Raw genomic sequence first — 14,780 nt, forward strand, 5'->3', positions numbered from 1 at the left:
CTTCCCTGGGGTGTTCATCCATGACCTCCCGCGAACCGTTCCGCGAAGTGCAATCCGCCAATGAGTAGCAGGCCACAGAGGAAGCCCACCACGCGCTGGCGTGAGTCCGGGCCCCGGCGCAGCTCCGGCAGCAGGTCCACCGCGCCGATGTAGAGGAACGAGCCCCCGGCGATGGCCAGCACCGTGCCCTGGAGCGAAGGCAGATACCGCGTGCCCAGCAGCACGCCGGCCGCGCCCACCGCGGCGGTGAGCTGCACCGCGCCCAACGCAAGCAGCGACCGTGCGCGAGTCCACCCCGCGGCGCGCAGCAGCGCGTAGTCGCCCACCTCCTGCGGCAGCTCGTGGACGATGACGGCGAACGCGGTGGCGAAGCCCGCTTGCGGCGACACGAGGAACGCCGCCGCGACCGCCGCGCCGTCGCCCACGTTGTGCATCGCATCCGACGCGAGCAGCGCGCCCGGCAGCGTGGGCGTGCCCGGGTGCGCATGATGATGGCCGTGCGCGTGTCCGGCGGCGGCCTCCGCGTCATGGTGGTGATGGCCCAGGGCCCACTCCAGGAGCGCCAGCGCGACGAAGCTGGCGAAGGCCCACGTGAAGGCGGCATGGCCCCGGGCCTCCACCGCCTCCGGCAGCACCTCCAGGAACACCGCGCTCAAGAGCGTGCCGGCGGCGAAGGCCACCAGCGCGGGCAGCCGTCGTTGCAGCCAGCGCTCGGACAGCACACCGCCCGCGAGCCCGGCCAGGCCGTCCAGCCCCACCGCGACGAAGACGAGCAGGACGGTCTGTGTATCCATCAGGGGGCCATCAGCCACGCGAGCACTTCTTGGGGATTGTCCACGTGCACGAAGTGGCCGGCATCCGGGAGGAGGGCCACGGGGCAGCCAGCTTCCTCCAGGCGGCGGGCGCTCTCCTCGGACACGTAGCGGCTGCGACCGCCGCGGATGCAGCGCAGCGGCGGGTGCACGGGGCGCTCCACCGCGGGCCACAGGTCCTGGCCGTTGACGCGGCGGTGGAGCTGGAGGAGCGCGTCGCGGTCGAAGCGCCAGCGCACGCCGTCACCGTCGGGCGTGAGGTTCATGAGCAGCCAGTCCGACAGCGCCTCCGACAGGCCGTTGCCGATGAGGTTCGCGCGCAGGTCCTTGCGGCTGTCCGCGCGCGGCGGGGCCTTCAGGAGGATGTCCAGGACATAGCCGCTGTCCGACAGGTTCAGCGGCACGGGGCCGGGCGCGATGTCGAGCATCGCCACGCTGCGCACGCGCTCGGAGGACTCCAGGCTCGCGGCCAGGGACACGCGGCCTCCCAGCGAATGGCCCACCCAGTCCACGGCGCCCTTGAAGCCCTGCGCGTCGAGCGTGTCCACCACGTCGCGCGCGAGCGTGGTCAGGTCCGCTTCCGGATGCAGGGCCGGGGACGTGCCATGGCCGGTGAGGTCGGGCAGGAGGATGCGGCGGCGCGGGTCGGCCTTGGTCCACGCGACGGCCAGCGAGCGCAGGTTGCGGCCCGTCCCGAGGAAGCCGTGCAACATCACCGTGGGCACGTCCCCCGTGCCCACCTGAAAACTTTCGAGCACCACGCCACCACCGCCTTGTGTCGCATGCCTTGACCTGGGGGCACGCCTGCCGCTTCATACCGCGAACCCCCCTTTCGTCGAGGTGAACCCGATGGCATCCGTCTCCTGGTTGTTGCTGGCGCTCGGCGCCAACCCCGTCGCTGCTCCGGCCGCGGCCCAGGCTCCGGCCGACCCCAAGGTCGCGGTGGCCACGGTGCTGGACGACTGGCACCGCGCGGCGGCGGTGGCCAACGAGCCGCGCTACTTCTCCTTCTTCACGCCGGATGCGGTCTTCATGGGCACGGACGGTGAGGAGCGTTGGACGGTGGACCAGTTCCGCGCGTGGGCGAAGCCCTACTTCTCCAAGGGCAAGGCGTGGTCCTTCAAGTCGGTGTCCCGCAACGTCTTCTTCTCCAAGGACGGCCAGGTCGCCTGGTTCGACGAGGCGCTGGACACGCCCAACCTGGGCCCCGCGCGCGGCAGCGGCGTGCTCGTGAAGGACGCGACCGGCTGGAAGATCGCCCAGTACAACCTCTCCGTCCCCATCCCCAACGACCTGATGGGAGAGGTGACGAACCGCATCGCCACGTACTCCAAGGCCAAGGCAGCCACACCGCCCGCCCCGGCAGGCAAGCCCGCGCCGAAGCCCTGACGCATGCCTGCCTGCGTCATGGTCTGGCTTCATGACAGAACCATGACAAACGCATGGAGGAGCTGAGGCCTTCGGTGACTTCCTACGCTGTACGTTGGAGTCATTCGCCGTTGCACCGGAGGCCCCAACGCATGCGTGTCATCACCCCCGACCTTCTCGTCGCGGCCGTGACGGAACTCTCCCGGGGATCGAAGCTGGTCCGACTGAAGGACGTGCAGGCGTGGTGTGAGTGGAACGGCGTGGACGCGCAGGGCGACGGCCTGCGCAACCAGGCGCTCTGGGAGGCGGAGCGCGCCGAGGCCCAGGGCCAGCGCCGGCTGCTGAAGTTCAAGAGCGGCGAGTGCAAGCAGTCCCGGCTGGGCTGGGCGCTCATCGCCCACGGGACCAAGGCGCGCGAACTGGCCACGGACCTGCGCTGGTGTGAACAGTCGTGGAACGGCATGGACTGGGAGTGGGTGGGCGGAGTCGCCCCCGTTCCCGAGCGCCGTCCCAACCGGGTGCGGAACGAGGAGCAGGCGCCCGCCTCCCCGTGATTCCGGGTCGTGCTTAAGTTCGTGCAGGCACCCTCCCGCGCGGAGGGTTTCTCCATGAACAATCCCGAGCTCGATCGCCTCGTCTCCGAGAATCAGTTCCATCCCAACGTCGAATGGCGCCTCGTTCCTGGAAAGGGACGGGGCGTCTTCGCGCGCAGGTTCCTGCCCAAGGGCACGCTCGTGGAGTGGGCGCCCATCAGCCGCTTCCCCGCGAGCGACCTGAAGCCGGTGGACCACCGCGACTGTCAGGCGCACCACCACGTCTTCACCTGGGGCAGCGAGCCCGGCCGGGAGAAGGCCTACGCGTGGGGCATGCTGGCGCTCTACAACCACTCCCAGACGCCCAACGTGGAGCTCATCGACGGGCCGGTGCCGGACTCGGGCGCCGCCGTGGCATTGCGAGACATCCAGCCCGGCGAGGAGCTCTGTCTGGACTACGGCCTCACCTGGTTCGAGCCACGCTGAAGCGCGATATCCTGGCGAGGCGGTATCAACCTCCAAACCGGGAGTGGTGCATGCGAGCTGCGATTGTTGCCGGACTGTGGGCGGTGGGGCTGCTGATGGGCTGTGGTGGCCCCGGCACGGAGGAGGGCCTGGACATCCAATCGACGGAGCAGGCGTTGGATCCCGTCGAGGCGTGTCTGGAGGCCTGTAGCGTGAACCTGAGCCGGTGCCTGCAGAACGCCACGACGCAGGCGCAGATCGACCGGTGTGAGTTGATCGGCGCCAGCTGCCCGCGGAAGTGCTCCACGGGCGAGTAGGCGTGCTTCATGCCGGGGCGCCACCGCGCCCCGGCGGCTTCAGACGGCGTCCTGGATGTTGTTCAGGTACGTGTCGATGCCGTGCTTGCCGTCCACGGCGAAGACCTCGCCATTCCCCGGCGAGTCGAAGGTGTGGATGGTCGCGCCTTCCGGGTACTGGATGGAGGGGCCGCCGTTGAGGATGCCGATGCCCGGGAAGAGGCCGGACGCGATGCCGCTGACGATGTCCGTCACCGGGTTGAACGCGTGCGTGCCCAGCCACGTGGGCACGGGGTCCTGCTTGTTCACGTAGAAGGTGTAGTTCGGCCCGTCCGGGAACGTCTTGCCCGCGCCCGCGAAGGTGGAGACGTTGATGTTGCCGAGCAGCGCCTCGCGCTTGTCGCGATTGCCGTCGCCGAAGATGGGCAGGTTCCCCCAGAAGCCGCCCATGTCGTCCTTGATGCGGTTGTCCACCTCGCGCAGCGCGCTGGACACGACGGCGCCACCCTGGCTGTAGCCGGTGACGTTGACCTTCTTGCCGGCCTGCAGGTCCCTGTAGATGGCGTCCGCCAGCGTCTGGGCCGCCTTGTTGTCGCCCAGGCCCAGCCGGTCCAGGCCCGTCTGCGTCACATCCGCGGGCAGCCCCTCCGTGGCGTTGTAGATGGGCACCAAATTGGTGCCCGTCTCATTCGCCAGCTTCTGGGCCTCGCCCGTGGCGTTCCCGTCGCCCTGCGGCTGCGTGAGGATGCCGTTGACGTGGTACGTCGTCGGCGTCGGAGAGGCCATGGGCTTCTCCGGCTTGAACGGCGGCACCTCCGAGACGGAGAACTTGTCCGGCGGATAGGCGTAGCCATCCGAGCCCAGGTACATGCCGTCGTAGGTCTTCGGATCCGCGTTCGAGTCGATCTTCAGCGCGCCGCGAGCCACCTTCGTCGCTTCATCCAGCTGCACCGTGCCGGCCTGGACCGTGCCCGTGTTGGACTGGATGGGCGGCAGGTTCGCGTTGCCCGGGGTGGAGGACTGGGCCCGCTTCGCCTCGAAGACGTCCCTGGCCGCCAGCGGACGCGCGAGCGCGTTCTTCGCCACGGGGCCGGACTGTCCTTCCACGGCGCGCGGCGTCACCTGCCGGACTCCGCCTCTTCCCACTCCGTCGATGGACATGTCCCGGACCTTCCGTGCTCGCGGTTCGAGAAGGTTATCGGGAGATGAGAAGAAGAGTTGTCCCGATCAGGGCAGAACGTTGACGTGGATGCCCGGCGTGCGCTGCTCCGCCGCGCGCTCCACCACGCGGCCCAGGCGCAGCAGCAGGTGCTCTTCATAGGGGCGCCCCATGAGGTGCACGCCCACGGGCAGGCCGGCGCGGTCGAAGCCCGCGGGCACGGAGAGGGCAGGGCAGCCGGTGAGGTTCGCCATGCGGATGAAGCGCATCAGGGCGTCCACCACCGGCAGGTTCGACTCGCCGGCCGGGAGCGTCGCCTCGGGGATGGCGGGCGCGGTGCTCGCCGTCGTCGGCGTGACGATGACGTCCACGTCCGCCATGAGCGCCAGCAGCTCGCGGGTCAGCCGGTGCCGGTGCCGCAGCGCGTGGATGAGGTCCGTGGCCCGGAAGTGACGCCCCAGCGCCAGGTTGGTGCGCGAGTCGAGCCCGAACACCGACGCGCGGGCCTTCACCTGCGGCAGCATCGCCTCCGCCATCTCGCTCAGGATGATGCAGCTGTGCGTCCAGAGAATCGTGTTCAGGTCCGGCGCGGGCAGCTCCACCACCGTGGCGCCCGCGTCGGTGAGGGCGCGCACGGCCTCTCGGCAGCGGGACACCACGTCCGGATCCGCGTCTTCGAAATAGGGCGTGCAGATTCCCAGCCGGAGGCCCTTCAGCGCGCCGTCTTCAAGGCCAGACAGGTGATGCGGAGGCTGCTGCCGGGCGACGACGTCGTGTCCGTCCGGTCCAGCGACAATCGCATACGCCGCCGCGACGTCGTCGACGGTGAGGCCCAGGGGGCCCACGTGCGCCACGTTCCAGCACAGCGGCGGCACGCCCGTCTCCGGGATGCGGCCCCAGGTAGCCTTGAGGCCAACGACGCCGCACAGCGCGGCGGGGATGCGGATGGAGCCGCCGCCGTCCGCGCCAATGCTCACCGGGCACAGGCCCGCCGCCACCACGGCCCCGGAGCCGCTGGAGCTGCCGCCGGTGATGTGGCCCCGGTTCCACGGGTTGCGCGCGGCGCCGTGGTGCGGGTTCAACCCGATGGGGTTGATGCCAATCTCCTGCATGTTGGCCTTGCCCAGGATGACCGCGCCAGCGGCCTTCAACCGGGCGGCGACGGTGGAGTCGGCTTGGGCCGGCTCTTTGCGGAACGTGGTGCCCAGCGTCGTGGGGAAGCCCGCCAGGTCCAGCTCGTCCTTGATGACGACGGGCACGCCGTCGAACACGCTCAAGGGTGCGCCTGCGCGCAGCCGCGCCGCGGACGCCTCCGCCGCCCGCAGCACCTCCTCGGGCTTGCGAGCGATGAAGAGCCCCAGGCGGTCCGCGCCGCCATCCAACCGCTCAATCGCCTCGTGGACCTTGCGCGTCACCGCCACCGGATCCGTGCTCCCGTCCCGGTACGCGCGAGCGAACGCCGCGACCGTCTCCCGCTTCGGCGTCACGGGCGACGCGGCGACGGCGCGCGCGGCCTGTTCCACCGGTGTCTGTGATTCGGACGGCGGTGCACCGGGAGGCAGCGGGTACTGGACGGGCGGAGCATCGCCAGCGGACAGCTCACGCCACTGCTCGATGCCGCTGTCCCGCATCAGCTTCTCCACCAGTGCCGGGCCCACGCCGCCCCGCTCCAGCGTGTTGACCATGGCCTTGAGGGCCATGCCAGAGAGTCGGGGAGCCTTCACCGGAGCGCGTCGGTAGGTCATGGGAGCGCAGCCTAGCGTGAGGCCTGTGATAAAGGCCGGCGGCCATGGCCATCGCGCTGATGATCGACAGCGTCGCGACGGAGCTGGGACGGAGCGACTTCGTCCACGCCTTCTTCTCCACCCTCTCCGCGCGGCTGGAGCCGGAGGGCTGGGGCACGCGCTTCCCGACCCTCCTGAACACGCTCTACCAGGGCGAGCTCCCGAAGGCGCAGGCGGCCCGCGCGGTGGAGGAGCTGCGCACCGCGCGCTTGGAGCTCTCGCGCTTTCCGCCCGCGCAGGTGGTCTGGGACATCGAGGACCGCGAAGCCCGGCCGCCCTGGGGCGAGGACATCTCGCCCGATATCACCTCACTGGCGAACTACTTCGTCACCAGCACGGGGCGCGACCTGTTCGACGCGATGATCGAAGACCTGGAGTTCCTGCGCGACCAGGGCGAAGGCCCCGCGACGCTGACGCCCCTCTGAGCGTCAGCTGCGCGTGGGGGACGGAGGCACTTCCGTGTCGAAGATCTTGTCCGACCCCGGCTTGCCAAACACCATCGTCTGATGGGCTGGCGGGAAGACGGTGCCTGGGACGTGCATGCCGGACGCCTCCCAGTAGTGGCCGGAGGCATCCGTCGGCAGCACCAGCTTGTTGCCCAGCGCGCCGGAGGCCGCCTGGAGAACTTCGTAGCAGGTCCGGCAGGGCGTCTTCACGCCGCCGATGAATGCGGGGGACCCCTCGCTCAACAGTCCCCGCGCGTCCAGGTCCATGAGGATGGGATAGAACATCTGCTCCGCGTGGATGTCCTTCTTCGTGAAGGTCCCGCGGCCCTGCTCCGGCACCACCAGGTAGACGCGGCCCGGGTTCACCGCGGGCGCCGTCCAGTCCGTGTAGTCGTCGCCGTTCTTCGTGATGGTGAGGACCTCGTGGTTCGCGCAGTTCAGCGACGCCCGCAGCTGCGTGAAGATGTACTTCCATTGATATTGGAAGTACTCCGAGTAGGCCGCCTCGGTGTTGGAGACGAAGGCCGCCTTGTAGTCCGGCAGGCGATCCGTGTGGGTCTTCTTCAGGTTGCGCTTGGAGGAGTTGATGGACCCGGCGCCCGTCTTGCCAATCTTGATCTGTCCAATCAGCGCCTTGAGCGTCCCATGCGTGCCCAGGGAGTTCTCCAGCTCCAGCCCGTAGGAGTAGTTGTTGGAGGAGATGTAGAGCGAGCCGTGCGCCCACATGGCCTGGAGCTCGACGGGGTTCATCGAGTCCCCGCCGAAGTCGATGGTGTAGAGCAGCGTGCACAGCCGCCGCATGAAGGAGTTGGGGCCCAGCTCGCGGTAATCCCAGACGGCGTCGCGGCCGACGATCTTCGCGGCGTTCACCACCGTGGGGGCGGACTGGCTCAGGCGGGGATAGGGGGTGCCGTTGACCGTCTCCCGGTGGGTCAGCTGGGCATTGTACTGGGCGAGTGACACCACCCGGCCCGGGTGCGTGGTCGTCGTCTTCGGGTTCCGCGCGTTCTGCAGCACCCCGAACTTCGCGTCGTAGTCCTGCCGCCGCTTCTTCACCTTGCGGTAGGCCCGCTCGGTGTCGATGCGCGCCTTGGCGTCGTCATCCTCCACGGGCTTCACGCTGAAGGTGGGGGCCTCGTCCTGGAAGCCATCTTCCAGTCGCCGCCGCTTGAGGTTCAGCACGGTCGCTTCGGGAGCGATGTCGAGCGAGCCGCTGACGTCGTGCCGCGCCGGGTTGAGCAATCCGGCCTTCTTGCGCTTCTGGGCCTTGTTGGCGCCCGTCGTCAGCGGGACGAAGAAGATGGAGCGGTTGTGTCCGCACGTCGGACAGTCCGGCCGGTTCGCCTTCTCCTGCGAATAGGTGCTGGGCGCGGAGTACATCCACTGGCCCTTGCAGTCAGCGCAGCCGAAGAAGAAGGCCATCGTCTCCAGCCTGTCGACCTTGCTGGTTCCGCCGTCCTTCGTGCAGTGGTTGCACGTCGGCATGTCGCCCGGCAGCTCGCTCTCCAGGAAGATGCCGCTGGTGTTCAGGCACTTCTGACATTTGAAGTAGTAGAGCATCGTCCACCCTGGAGGGAGCGCCAGAAGACGCATGATACATTACGCGGCGTGATGAGCCCGCGCCGCCGAATCCTCTCCCTGGTCCTGTGCCTGCTGGCGACCGCTACTGGCTGCAAGAAGGAGGCGCCCGCCGCGCCCTCCAAGCCCACCATTGGCCTGGTGCTGGGGCTGGGAGGCCGGGGCGACCACGCCTTCAATGACTCCGCCCTGCGCGGACTGGAGCTGTGGGCCGGGGGCGTGAAGTACGAGAAGGCGGGCTACCAGGACGCCACCGCGTCCGAGCGGAAGGACTCCCTGGCGCCGGACGTCGCCGCGCGTGGGTGGGAGATGATCCCGCTGGGCATCACGCCGGTGGTCCTCCAGAGCCGCGTGGCGGAGGACTACGAGCCGAACCTCCAACTGCTCGCGGAGCAGCGCGTGTCGCTGGCCATGGGCGTGGGCTTCATGCTGGAGAACGCGGTGGAAACGGTGGCCCGGCGCAACCCGTCGCTGCCCTTCCTGCTGGTGGACAGCCCGCTGCTGGACGCGCAGGGCCGGGTCATCACGTTGCCCAACGTGCGCACGGTGGTGTTCCGCGAGGAGGAGGGCTGCTTCCTCGCGGGCGCGCTGGCCGGGCTCGTCACGAAGACGGGCCGGGTGGGCATGGTGGGCGGGATGAAGATTCCCCTGGTGCAGCGCTACGAGGCCGGCTTCCGCGCGGGCGTGGCGGCGACGAACCCGAACGCCACGGTGCTGGTGAACTACACCGGCAGCTTCACCGACTTCGCCCTGGGCAAGCAGGTGGGGCAGGACCTGCTGCTCAAGAACACGGACGTCATCTTCGCGGCGGCCGGCGTGGATGGCCTGGGCGCCATCCAGGCCGTGAAGGAGGCGCGTGAGGCCGGCAAGCCTGTGTCTGTGATTGGCGTGGACTCGGACCCGTCCCACCTGGCGCCGGAGGCGGTGCTGTCCGCCGTGGTGAAGCACGTGGACCTGGTGGTCTACGAGGCCATCCGCGAGCAGCGCCAGGGCCGCTTCCAGGGCGGGAATGTCTCGCTTGGGTTGAAGGAGGGCGGCATGGGGCTTTCGCCTGTGCGGCTGGACTTCCCGGGCAAGGCGGAGGCGCTGCGCACCGTGGAAACCCTCAAGGCCCGCATCATCTCCGGGGAGCTGAAGGTGCCCACGCAGCCAGAGGCCGTGCAGGCGGCTGGTGCCAATCCCTGAGCACGGGCGCCTGCTCGGACGACCGGAGGGAAGGGGGACGGTCCAGCCTTGTGCCGCTGCCCGGCGCGCACTCCGCGTCCACCCTAGGGCCAGGAGGAATCCCCCATGGCCGTTGCCCAGAAGATCGTCACCAACCTGTGGTGCAACAACAACGCGGAGGAGGCCGTCGCCCTCTACACGTCTGTCTTCAAGGACTCGAAGGTCCTGAACGTCACGCACTACACGGACGCGGGGCCGCAGCCGAAGGGCAGGGTGCTGACCATCGAGTTCCAGCTCGCGGGACAGCGCTTCGTCGCGCTCAACGGCGGACCCGGTTTTCCCTTCACGGACGCCATCTCGCTGAGCGTGGACGTGGAGACGCAAGAGGAGCTGGATGAGCTGTGGGACAAGCTCCTCGCGGGCGGTGGCAAGCCGGTGCAGTGCGGGTGGCTCAAGGACCGCTTCGGACTCTCCTGGCAGATCGTCCCCACCTATATGCAACAGGTGTTACTGGATCCGGACGAGGCGAAGCGGGACCGCGTCATGCGCGCGATGATGAAGATGGTGAAGCTGGACATCGCGGAGCTGAAGCGGGCGGCGGAGGCGCGGTAGCCGCCGCTTCCGTTAGAAGATCGGTCCGCGCGTCTCCACCTTCAGCTGGCCCTCGTTGATGGCCACGCTGAGCCGGCTCAGGAGGTCCATCTGCTGTTGTTGCGTGAGCTTCGGCACGGCCGCCGACAGCTCGCGTGCCTGTTCATCTCCCCAGCGGCGGGCGTCGATGGCCTGGTTCAGCACCTCGTTGCCGCGCGCCCAGGCCTCGGCGTTCCGCTCATCCGGCACAAGGGGCTTCGGCGGTGCCGGGTCCTCCCGAGGCGCGGCGTTGGAGGCCTGGGCCTGCAACGCGCGGGTCACGGCCTGCTCGATGCGAGCGTCGAGGTCCGCGGGCAACGCGGACGTCGGGACGGGCGCACCGGACAGCGCCACGGCGGGCCCGGGGCGCTGGGTGAGGAACTGGCCGAGGCGCGCTTCCATCCGCTCCAGCCGGGTCTCGAGCTCCCGGGTGCTGTCGGAGGCGTGCTGGCTCTGCACGAAGAGGGCAAGCCCCGCGCCGAAGAACATCAGGTTGAGCACGACGAGCGTGCGGCTGAGTGGAATCATGATGCGGGGTGCCCTCGACGCAGAACGGGTTCAGGGCTGCTTGGGGTCGTAGGCGGAACCGACGCCTGCCACGATGGTCGTGCACACCCCGGAGGCGTTGTAGGTGACCGTCAGGAACCCATCCGAGTTCAGCGAACGGATCGCTGCGATCTGGGCGGGGTCGGAGGTCGAGCAGCTCACGGTGACTCCGGCGGCATCCGTTGCCACGCAAACGCCGACACCGGACGAATAGGTAAGACAATACAGACTCTGCCGGTTGTCAGGGCTGTTGCGGACCGCCCCCATGGTCCCGTTGAAAGCGCGCCCCACGGGATCGACAGAGACCTGATTGCTTCCTTTGATGCCGGCGAAGCTGACGGCGGACAGGCCCATCGCGACACACAGACCCCACATCATTCCCGTCTTCTTCATTCGGACTCCCTCCGCGGGGTTGACGGCTTTTACTGGTTGATCCAGTTGGGCTTGGTTCTATGCCATCAGGTGGAAGGATCCAGTTTTCGTGGAGCGTCGCGCTTCGTCTCCGCGAACCATTCGAAGAGCGGGCGCGTGGGGCCGCCCAGCCGCGCCACCGCGTCCTCCAGCGCGTCCTGGTTGGCCCAGACGATGTCCGCGTCGCCGTGCTTGCCCACCAGGTCCAGGATGAAGTGGCAGAAGAGGCCGCCGTCGCGCGTGGCGGCGAAGCCATATGAGCGGCATGACAGCGGCCGGTGCGCGTAGACGCGGCATGCCCCCGTGTCCCGGTCCAGCAGGGGACACGTGTACGGGCGAGCCTCCTGACGGGCCATGGCGTCGACGCGGTCGCGGATCTCCTCCAGCGCTTCGGCGGGGAGTTGCTGGAGTCCTTCCTCCAGGTAGCTCCACTCCAGCCGCGTGATGGGGAGCGGCGCGGCCAGATGGCGGCAGCAATGATCACATCCCCTGCGGCAGGGCCACCAGTCATGGGAGCCGGAGATGTCCGCGGCGCGGGCCTCCACGCGTGCGTAGACGGCCTCCAACGCTCGGCGTGCTTCGTCTGGCGTACTCATCGGAGCCCCGTGTTATGGCGCGCACCCCCCTCTTTCAAGGAGCCTCATCGTGAGACGCGCCTTGTTGTCCTTGTCATGTCTGTCCCTGCTGTGGGCGTGCGGACCGGAGCCCGTGCAGCCCGCGACGGAAGCCCCCGTCACCGCGACCGCCCCCCTGACCCTGTCGAAGCTGCGTGTGAGCAGCAACGGCCGCTTCCTGGTGAAGGCGGATGGCACGCCGTTCTTCTGGATGGCGGACACGGCGTGGCAGCTCATCCCGTACCTCAACCGTGACCAGGCGGCGACGTACCTGCAGAACCGCGCGGACCTGGGCTTCACCGTCGTGCAGGCCGTGGTGCTGGGGCCGCTGACGGGCCTGTACTCCAACGCGCAGGGCGACACGCCCTTCCTCAACAACACCTTCACGACGCCCGCGGTGACGTCGGGCAGCGACCCGGCCAACGCCACCCAGTACGACTTCTGGGACCACGTCGACTACGTCATCGACCAGGCCGAAGCGCGCGGCCTCTACGTGGCGCTCCTGCCCCTGTGGGGCACGCTCGTGCAGGACGGCTACCTCACGCTGTCCAACGCGCAGGCCTACGGCCAGTTCCTGGGCAGCCGGTACGCGGGCCGCTCCATCATCTGGGTGCTCGGCGGTGACGTGAGCCCCGTGGGCTACGAGTCCGTCTGGCGCGCGCTGGCGAAGGGCATCGCCGTCGGCACGTCCGGTTCGGAGGACTACAGCCAGGTGCTGATGACCTTCCACCCGAAGGGCGGCACGAGGTCCTCCACCTGGTTCCACAACGAGGCGTGGCTGGACTTCAACATGCAGCAGAACGGCCACTGCACGAACACGGACGTCTACAACCGCATCGCCAGTGATTACGCCCTGTCGCCGGTGAAGCCGTCGTTGGACGGCGAGCCGCTCTACGAGCAGTTCCCCATCTGCTTCAACGCGGCCAACGGCTTCTCCAACGACTACGAGGTGCGCAAGTACGCGTACTGGAGCGTGTTCGCGGGCGCGTCAGGCCACACCTATGGGCACAACGCCGTGTGGCAGATGTACGCGCCGGGCCGCTCGCCGCAGTTCAACCCGCTGGCTTACTGGAACGACGCGCTCAACCACGCGGGCGCGACGCAGATGCGCTACCTGCGAAGGCTCATCGAGTCGCGCCCCATGCTGGAGCGCACGCCCGACCAGGCACTGCTCGCCTCCAGCGCGGGGACGGGCACCCAGCGCGTCCAAGCCACGCGCTCCTCCAACGGGTATTACGCCTTCGTCTACAGCGCGTCCGGCCTGGCCTTCACGGTGAACATGAGCCGCCTCTCCGGCGGGACGGTGCGCGCCACCTGGTACAACCCGCGCACGGGCGCGGCGACCGTCGTGGGCACCTACGCCAACACGGGCACGCGGCAGTTCACGCCGCCTGGCAGCGGCGCGGGGAATGACTGGGTGCTGGTGCTGGACGACACCACGCGCAACTACCCGCCGCCGGGCGGCACGACGACCCCGCCGCCGGTGAACGAGGCCTACGTCACGCAGTCCGCGTCGGCTTCACCCTCCACGGTGGCGCCGGGGCAGACGGTGAACCTGTCCGCGTCCATCCAGGCGGCGGGCGCGGCGTCGGGCCGCAACGTGAAGCTCAACGTGCGGGACGCGGCGGGCAACTACCTGGACGGGGTGCCGTTCTCGAACCAGTCCTTCGCTCAGAATGAGTTGAAGACCTACGCGATGACCTACGCGGTGCCGTCCAACCTGTCCAACGGGACGTATTGCCTGACGTCGGGCGTGGCGGATGCGAGCTGGGCGACCTGGCTCTACTGGGACAACTGCGCGGCGTCGTTCACGGTGTCCAACGCCCCCGCGCCGCAGGTGGGCTTCACGCAGGTGTCGGCGTCCACGTCGCCCACGACGGTGGCACGGGGCGCGACGGTGCGGCTCACCAGCACCTTCCAGGCGGCGGGGGCGGTAAGCGGCGTGAACGTGAAGCTGGACGTGCGCAACGCGGCGGGCACGACCACGGTCGCCAGCCATCCGTTGTCCAACCAGGCCTTCACGCAGGGCCAGACGCGCACGTTCCAGGTGGACTACGCCGTCCCCACGACGCTGACGCCGGGCAGCTACTGCCTGGCGACGGGCGTCTCCACCGGTGACTGGGCGAGCTGGTACGTGTGGACCAGCTGCGCCGCGACGTTCACGGTGCAGTAGCGGTGGTGCCCGGTGGACGCGCCTGAGGGAGGCGCGTCCACTCGGAGTCGGCTCAGGCCCCGGCGGTCCAGCCGCCGTCGATGTCGATGACCTGACCGGTGGCGTATGCGCACGTGGCCAGGAAGTACGCCGCGTCCGCCATGTCGCGCACGGTGCCCGGCTTCTTGAGGGGCACCTTGCTCACGAGCGCGTCCAGGAACGCGCCCACCTGCTCTGGCGGGACGCCCCAGTCGATGGCGGTGTCGCGCGTGAGGCCTGGGGACAGGACGTTGACGCGGATGCCCCTGGGCGCCAGCTCCACGGACAGCGAGCGGCCCATGGCGTTGACCGCGCCGCACAGGCCCGCGCCGCCCGAGTAGTTCACCAGGGCCGTGTGGCCCGCGATGCCAGAGCACAGGATGATGGCGCTGCCCGGGGCCATCTTCGGCACGGCGTAATGGCAGGCGGAAAGCTGGCCGAAGAAGCGGTCGTTGAAGAGGGCCCGCCACGACTGCGAGGGCACGCCCTCCACCGGACCGAACACGGCCCCGCCCGCGCACGTCACCAGCAGGTCCACGCGCGGCACGGAGTCGATGAGCCGCTTCACCTGCGCGTCATCGCCCACGTCGGTGACGACGCCCCGGGCGCCCCGGCCAATCCTCGCCGCCGCGTCCTCCAGGCGCTGCTGCCGGCGTCCGGCGATGACCACCTCCGCGCCCTCGCTGGCGAAGCGCTCCGCGATGGCGAAGCCAATGCCCGTGCTTCCGCCCGTGACGACCGCGATCTTCCCGTCCAATGCGCCCATGTGTGTGTCTCCCTGGA

At 69.1% G+C, this 14,780-nt stretch carries 17 protein-coding genes; 8 read left to right on the forward strand and 9 right to left on the reverse strand.

Annotation, left to right across the window (positions count from 1 at the left end):
• Positions 1 to 14: 14 nt before the first annotated feature.
• Positions 15 to 812, reverse strand: coding sequence for a ZIP family metal transporter (locus ACX114_RS03610; protein ID WP_459294727.1), 798 nt, complete (start codon positions 810 to 812; stop codon positions 15 to 17).
• On the reverse strand, positions 794 to 1,573 hold the full coding sequence (locus tag ACX114_RS03615) for an alpha/beta fold hydrolase (protein ID WP_459294729.1): 780 nt from the start codon (positions 1,571 to 1,573) through the stop codon (positions 794 to 796). Before ACX114_RS03615 ends, ACX114_RS03610 begins: the two co-directional genes overlap by 19 nt.
• 88 nt (positions 1,574 to 1,661) lie before the next feature.
• Here ACX114_RS03615 and ACX114_RS03620 point away from each other — a divergent pair, with 88 nt between their 5' ends.
• The 4 genes from ACX114_RS03620 to ACX114_RS03635 all read left to right on the forward strand — a co-directional run bounded on the left by ACX114_RS03620 (position 1,662) and on the right by ACX114_RS03635 (position 3,495).
• Positions 1,662 to 2,201 carry a nuclear transport factor 2 family protein gene (locus tag ACX114_RS03620; RefSeq protein ID WP_459294731.1) on the forward strand — a complete coding sequence of 180 codons (540 nt, stop codon included), beginning with the start codon at positions 1,662 to 1,664 and terminating at the stop codon, positions 2,199 to 2,201.
• Positions 2,202 to 2,332: 131 nt separating this feature from the next.
• Positions 2,333 to 2,734: a hypothetical protein gene (locus tag ACX114_RS03625; protein WP_459294733.1), complete on the forward strand. Its 402-nt coding sequence runs from the start codon at positions 2,333 to 2,335 to the stop codon at positions 2,732 to 2,734.
• A gap of 54 nt (positions 2,735 to 2,788) precedes the next feature.
• Complete coding sequence (locus ACX114_RS03630) at positions 2,789 to 3,199, forward strand: SET domain-containing protein (protein ID WP_459294735.1); 411 nt, start codon at positions 2,789 to 2,791, stop codon at positions 3,197 to 3,199.
• 50 nt (positions 3,200 to 3,249) lie between these two features.
• Positions 3,250 to 3,495, forward strand: coding sequence for a hypothetical protein (locus ACX114_RS03635; protein ID WP_459294737.1), 246 nt, complete (start codon positions 3,250 to 3,252; stop codon positions 3,493 to 3,495).
• Positions 3,496 to 3,534: 39 nt separating this feature from the next.
• Here the strand turns inward: ACX114_RS03635 and ACX114_RS03640 are convergent, their stop codons facing one another.
• Positions 3,535 to 4,635 carry a hypothetical protein gene (locus ACX114_RS03640; protein WP_459294739.1) on the reverse strand — a complete coding sequence of 367 codons (1,101 nt, stop codon included), beginning with the start codon at positions 4,633 to 4,635 and terminating at the stop codon, positions 3,535 to 3,537.
• 66 nt (positions 4,636 to 4,701) lie between these two features.
• Positions 4,702 to 6,378, reverse strand: coding sequence for an amidase (locus ACX114_RS03645; RefSeq protein ID WP_459294741.1), 1,677 nt, complete (start codon positions 6,376 to 6,378; stop codon positions 4,702 to 4,704).
• 44 nt (positions 6,379 to 6,422) lie between these two features.
• Here ACX114_RS03645 and ACX114_RS03650 point away from each other — a divergent pair, with 44 nt between their 5' ends.
• Positions 6,423 to 6,842 carry an immunity 70 family protein gene (locus ACX114_RS03650; protein ID WP_459294743.1) on the forward strand — a complete coding sequence of 140 codons (420 nt, stop codon included), beginning with the start codon at positions 6,423 to 6,425 and terminating at the stop codon, positions 6,840 to 6,842.
• 3 nt (positions 6,843 to 6,845) lie between these two features.
• Here the strand turns inward: ACX114_RS03650 and ACX114_RS03655 are convergent, their stop codons facing one another.
• Positions 6,846 to 8,456 (reverse strand): hypothetical protein, encoded by a 1,611-nt coding sequence (locus ACX114_RS03655; protein ID WP_459294745.1) that lies wholly within the window; start codon positions 8,454 to 8,456, stop codon positions 6,846 to 6,848.
• An 18-nt stretch (positions 8,457 to 8,474) separates the two neighbouring features.
• Here ACX114_RS03655 and ACX114_RS03660 point away from each other — a divergent pair, with 18 nt between their 5' ends.
• Positions 8,475 to 9,626: a BMP family lipoprotein gene (locus ACX114_RS03660; RefSeq protein ID WP_459294747.1), complete on the forward strand. Its 1,152-nt coding sequence runs from the start codon at positions 8,475 to 8,477 to the stop codon at positions 9,624 to 9,626.
• A gap of 105 nt (positions 9,627 to 9,731) precedes the next feature.
• Positions 9,732 to 10,217 (forward strand): VOC family protein, encoded by a 486-nt coding sequence (locus tag ACX114_RS03665; protein WP_459294749.1) that lies wholly within the window; start codon positions 9,732 to 9,734, stop codon positions 10,215 to 10,217.
• Positions 10,218 to 10,229: 12 nt separating this feature from the next.
• Here the strand turns inward: ACX114_RS03665 and ACX114_RS03670 are convergent, their stop codons facing one another.
• The 3 genes from ACX114_RS03670 to ACX114_RS03680 all read right to left on the reverse strand — a co-directional run bounded on the left by ACX114_RS03670 (position 10,230) and on the right by ACX114_RS03680 (position 11,788).
• Positions 10,230 to 10,763, reverse strand: coding sequence for a hypothetical protein (locus tag ACX114_RS03670; RefSeq protein ID WP_459294751.1), 534 nt, complete (start codon positions 10,761 to 10,763; stop codon positions 10,230 to 10,232).
• Between the two features lie 30 nt (positions 10,764 to 10,793).
• Entirely contained in the window at positions 10,794 to 11,174 is a 381-nt protein-coding gene (locus ACX114_RS03675) for a hypothetical protein (RefSeq protein WP_459294753.1), read from the reverse strand.
• A 65-nt stretch (positions 11,175 to 11,239) separates the two neighbouring features.
• Complete coding sequence (locus ACX114_RS03680) at positions 11,240 to 11,788, reverse strand: YkgJ family cysteine cluster protein (RefSeq protein ID WP_459294755.1); 549 nt, start codon at positions 11,786 to 11,788, stop codon at positions 11,240 to 11,242.
• Between the two features lie 49 nt (positions 11,789 to 11,837).
• Between ACX114_RS03680 and ACX114_RS03685 the strand changes: the two genes are divergently transcribed.
• On the forward strand, positions 11,838 to 13,979 hold the full coding sequence (locus tag ACX114_RS03685) for an apiosidase-like domain-containing protein (RefSeq protein WP_459294757.1): 2,142 nt from the start codon (positions 11,838 to 11,840) through the stop codon (positions 13,977 to 13,979).
• Positions 13,980 to 14,031: 52 nt separating this feature from the next.
• Here the strand turns inward: ACX114_RS03685 and ACX114_RS03690 are convergent, their stop codons facing one another.
• Entirely contained in the window at positions 14,032 to 14,763 is a 732-nt protein-coding gene (locus tag ACX114_RS03690) for an SDR family NAD(P)-dependent oxidoreductase (protein ID WP_459294759.1), read from the reverse strand.
• Positions 14,764 to 14,780 lie beyond the last annotated feature (17 nt).

The organism is Corallococcus sp. M7, from assembly GCF_054512695.1.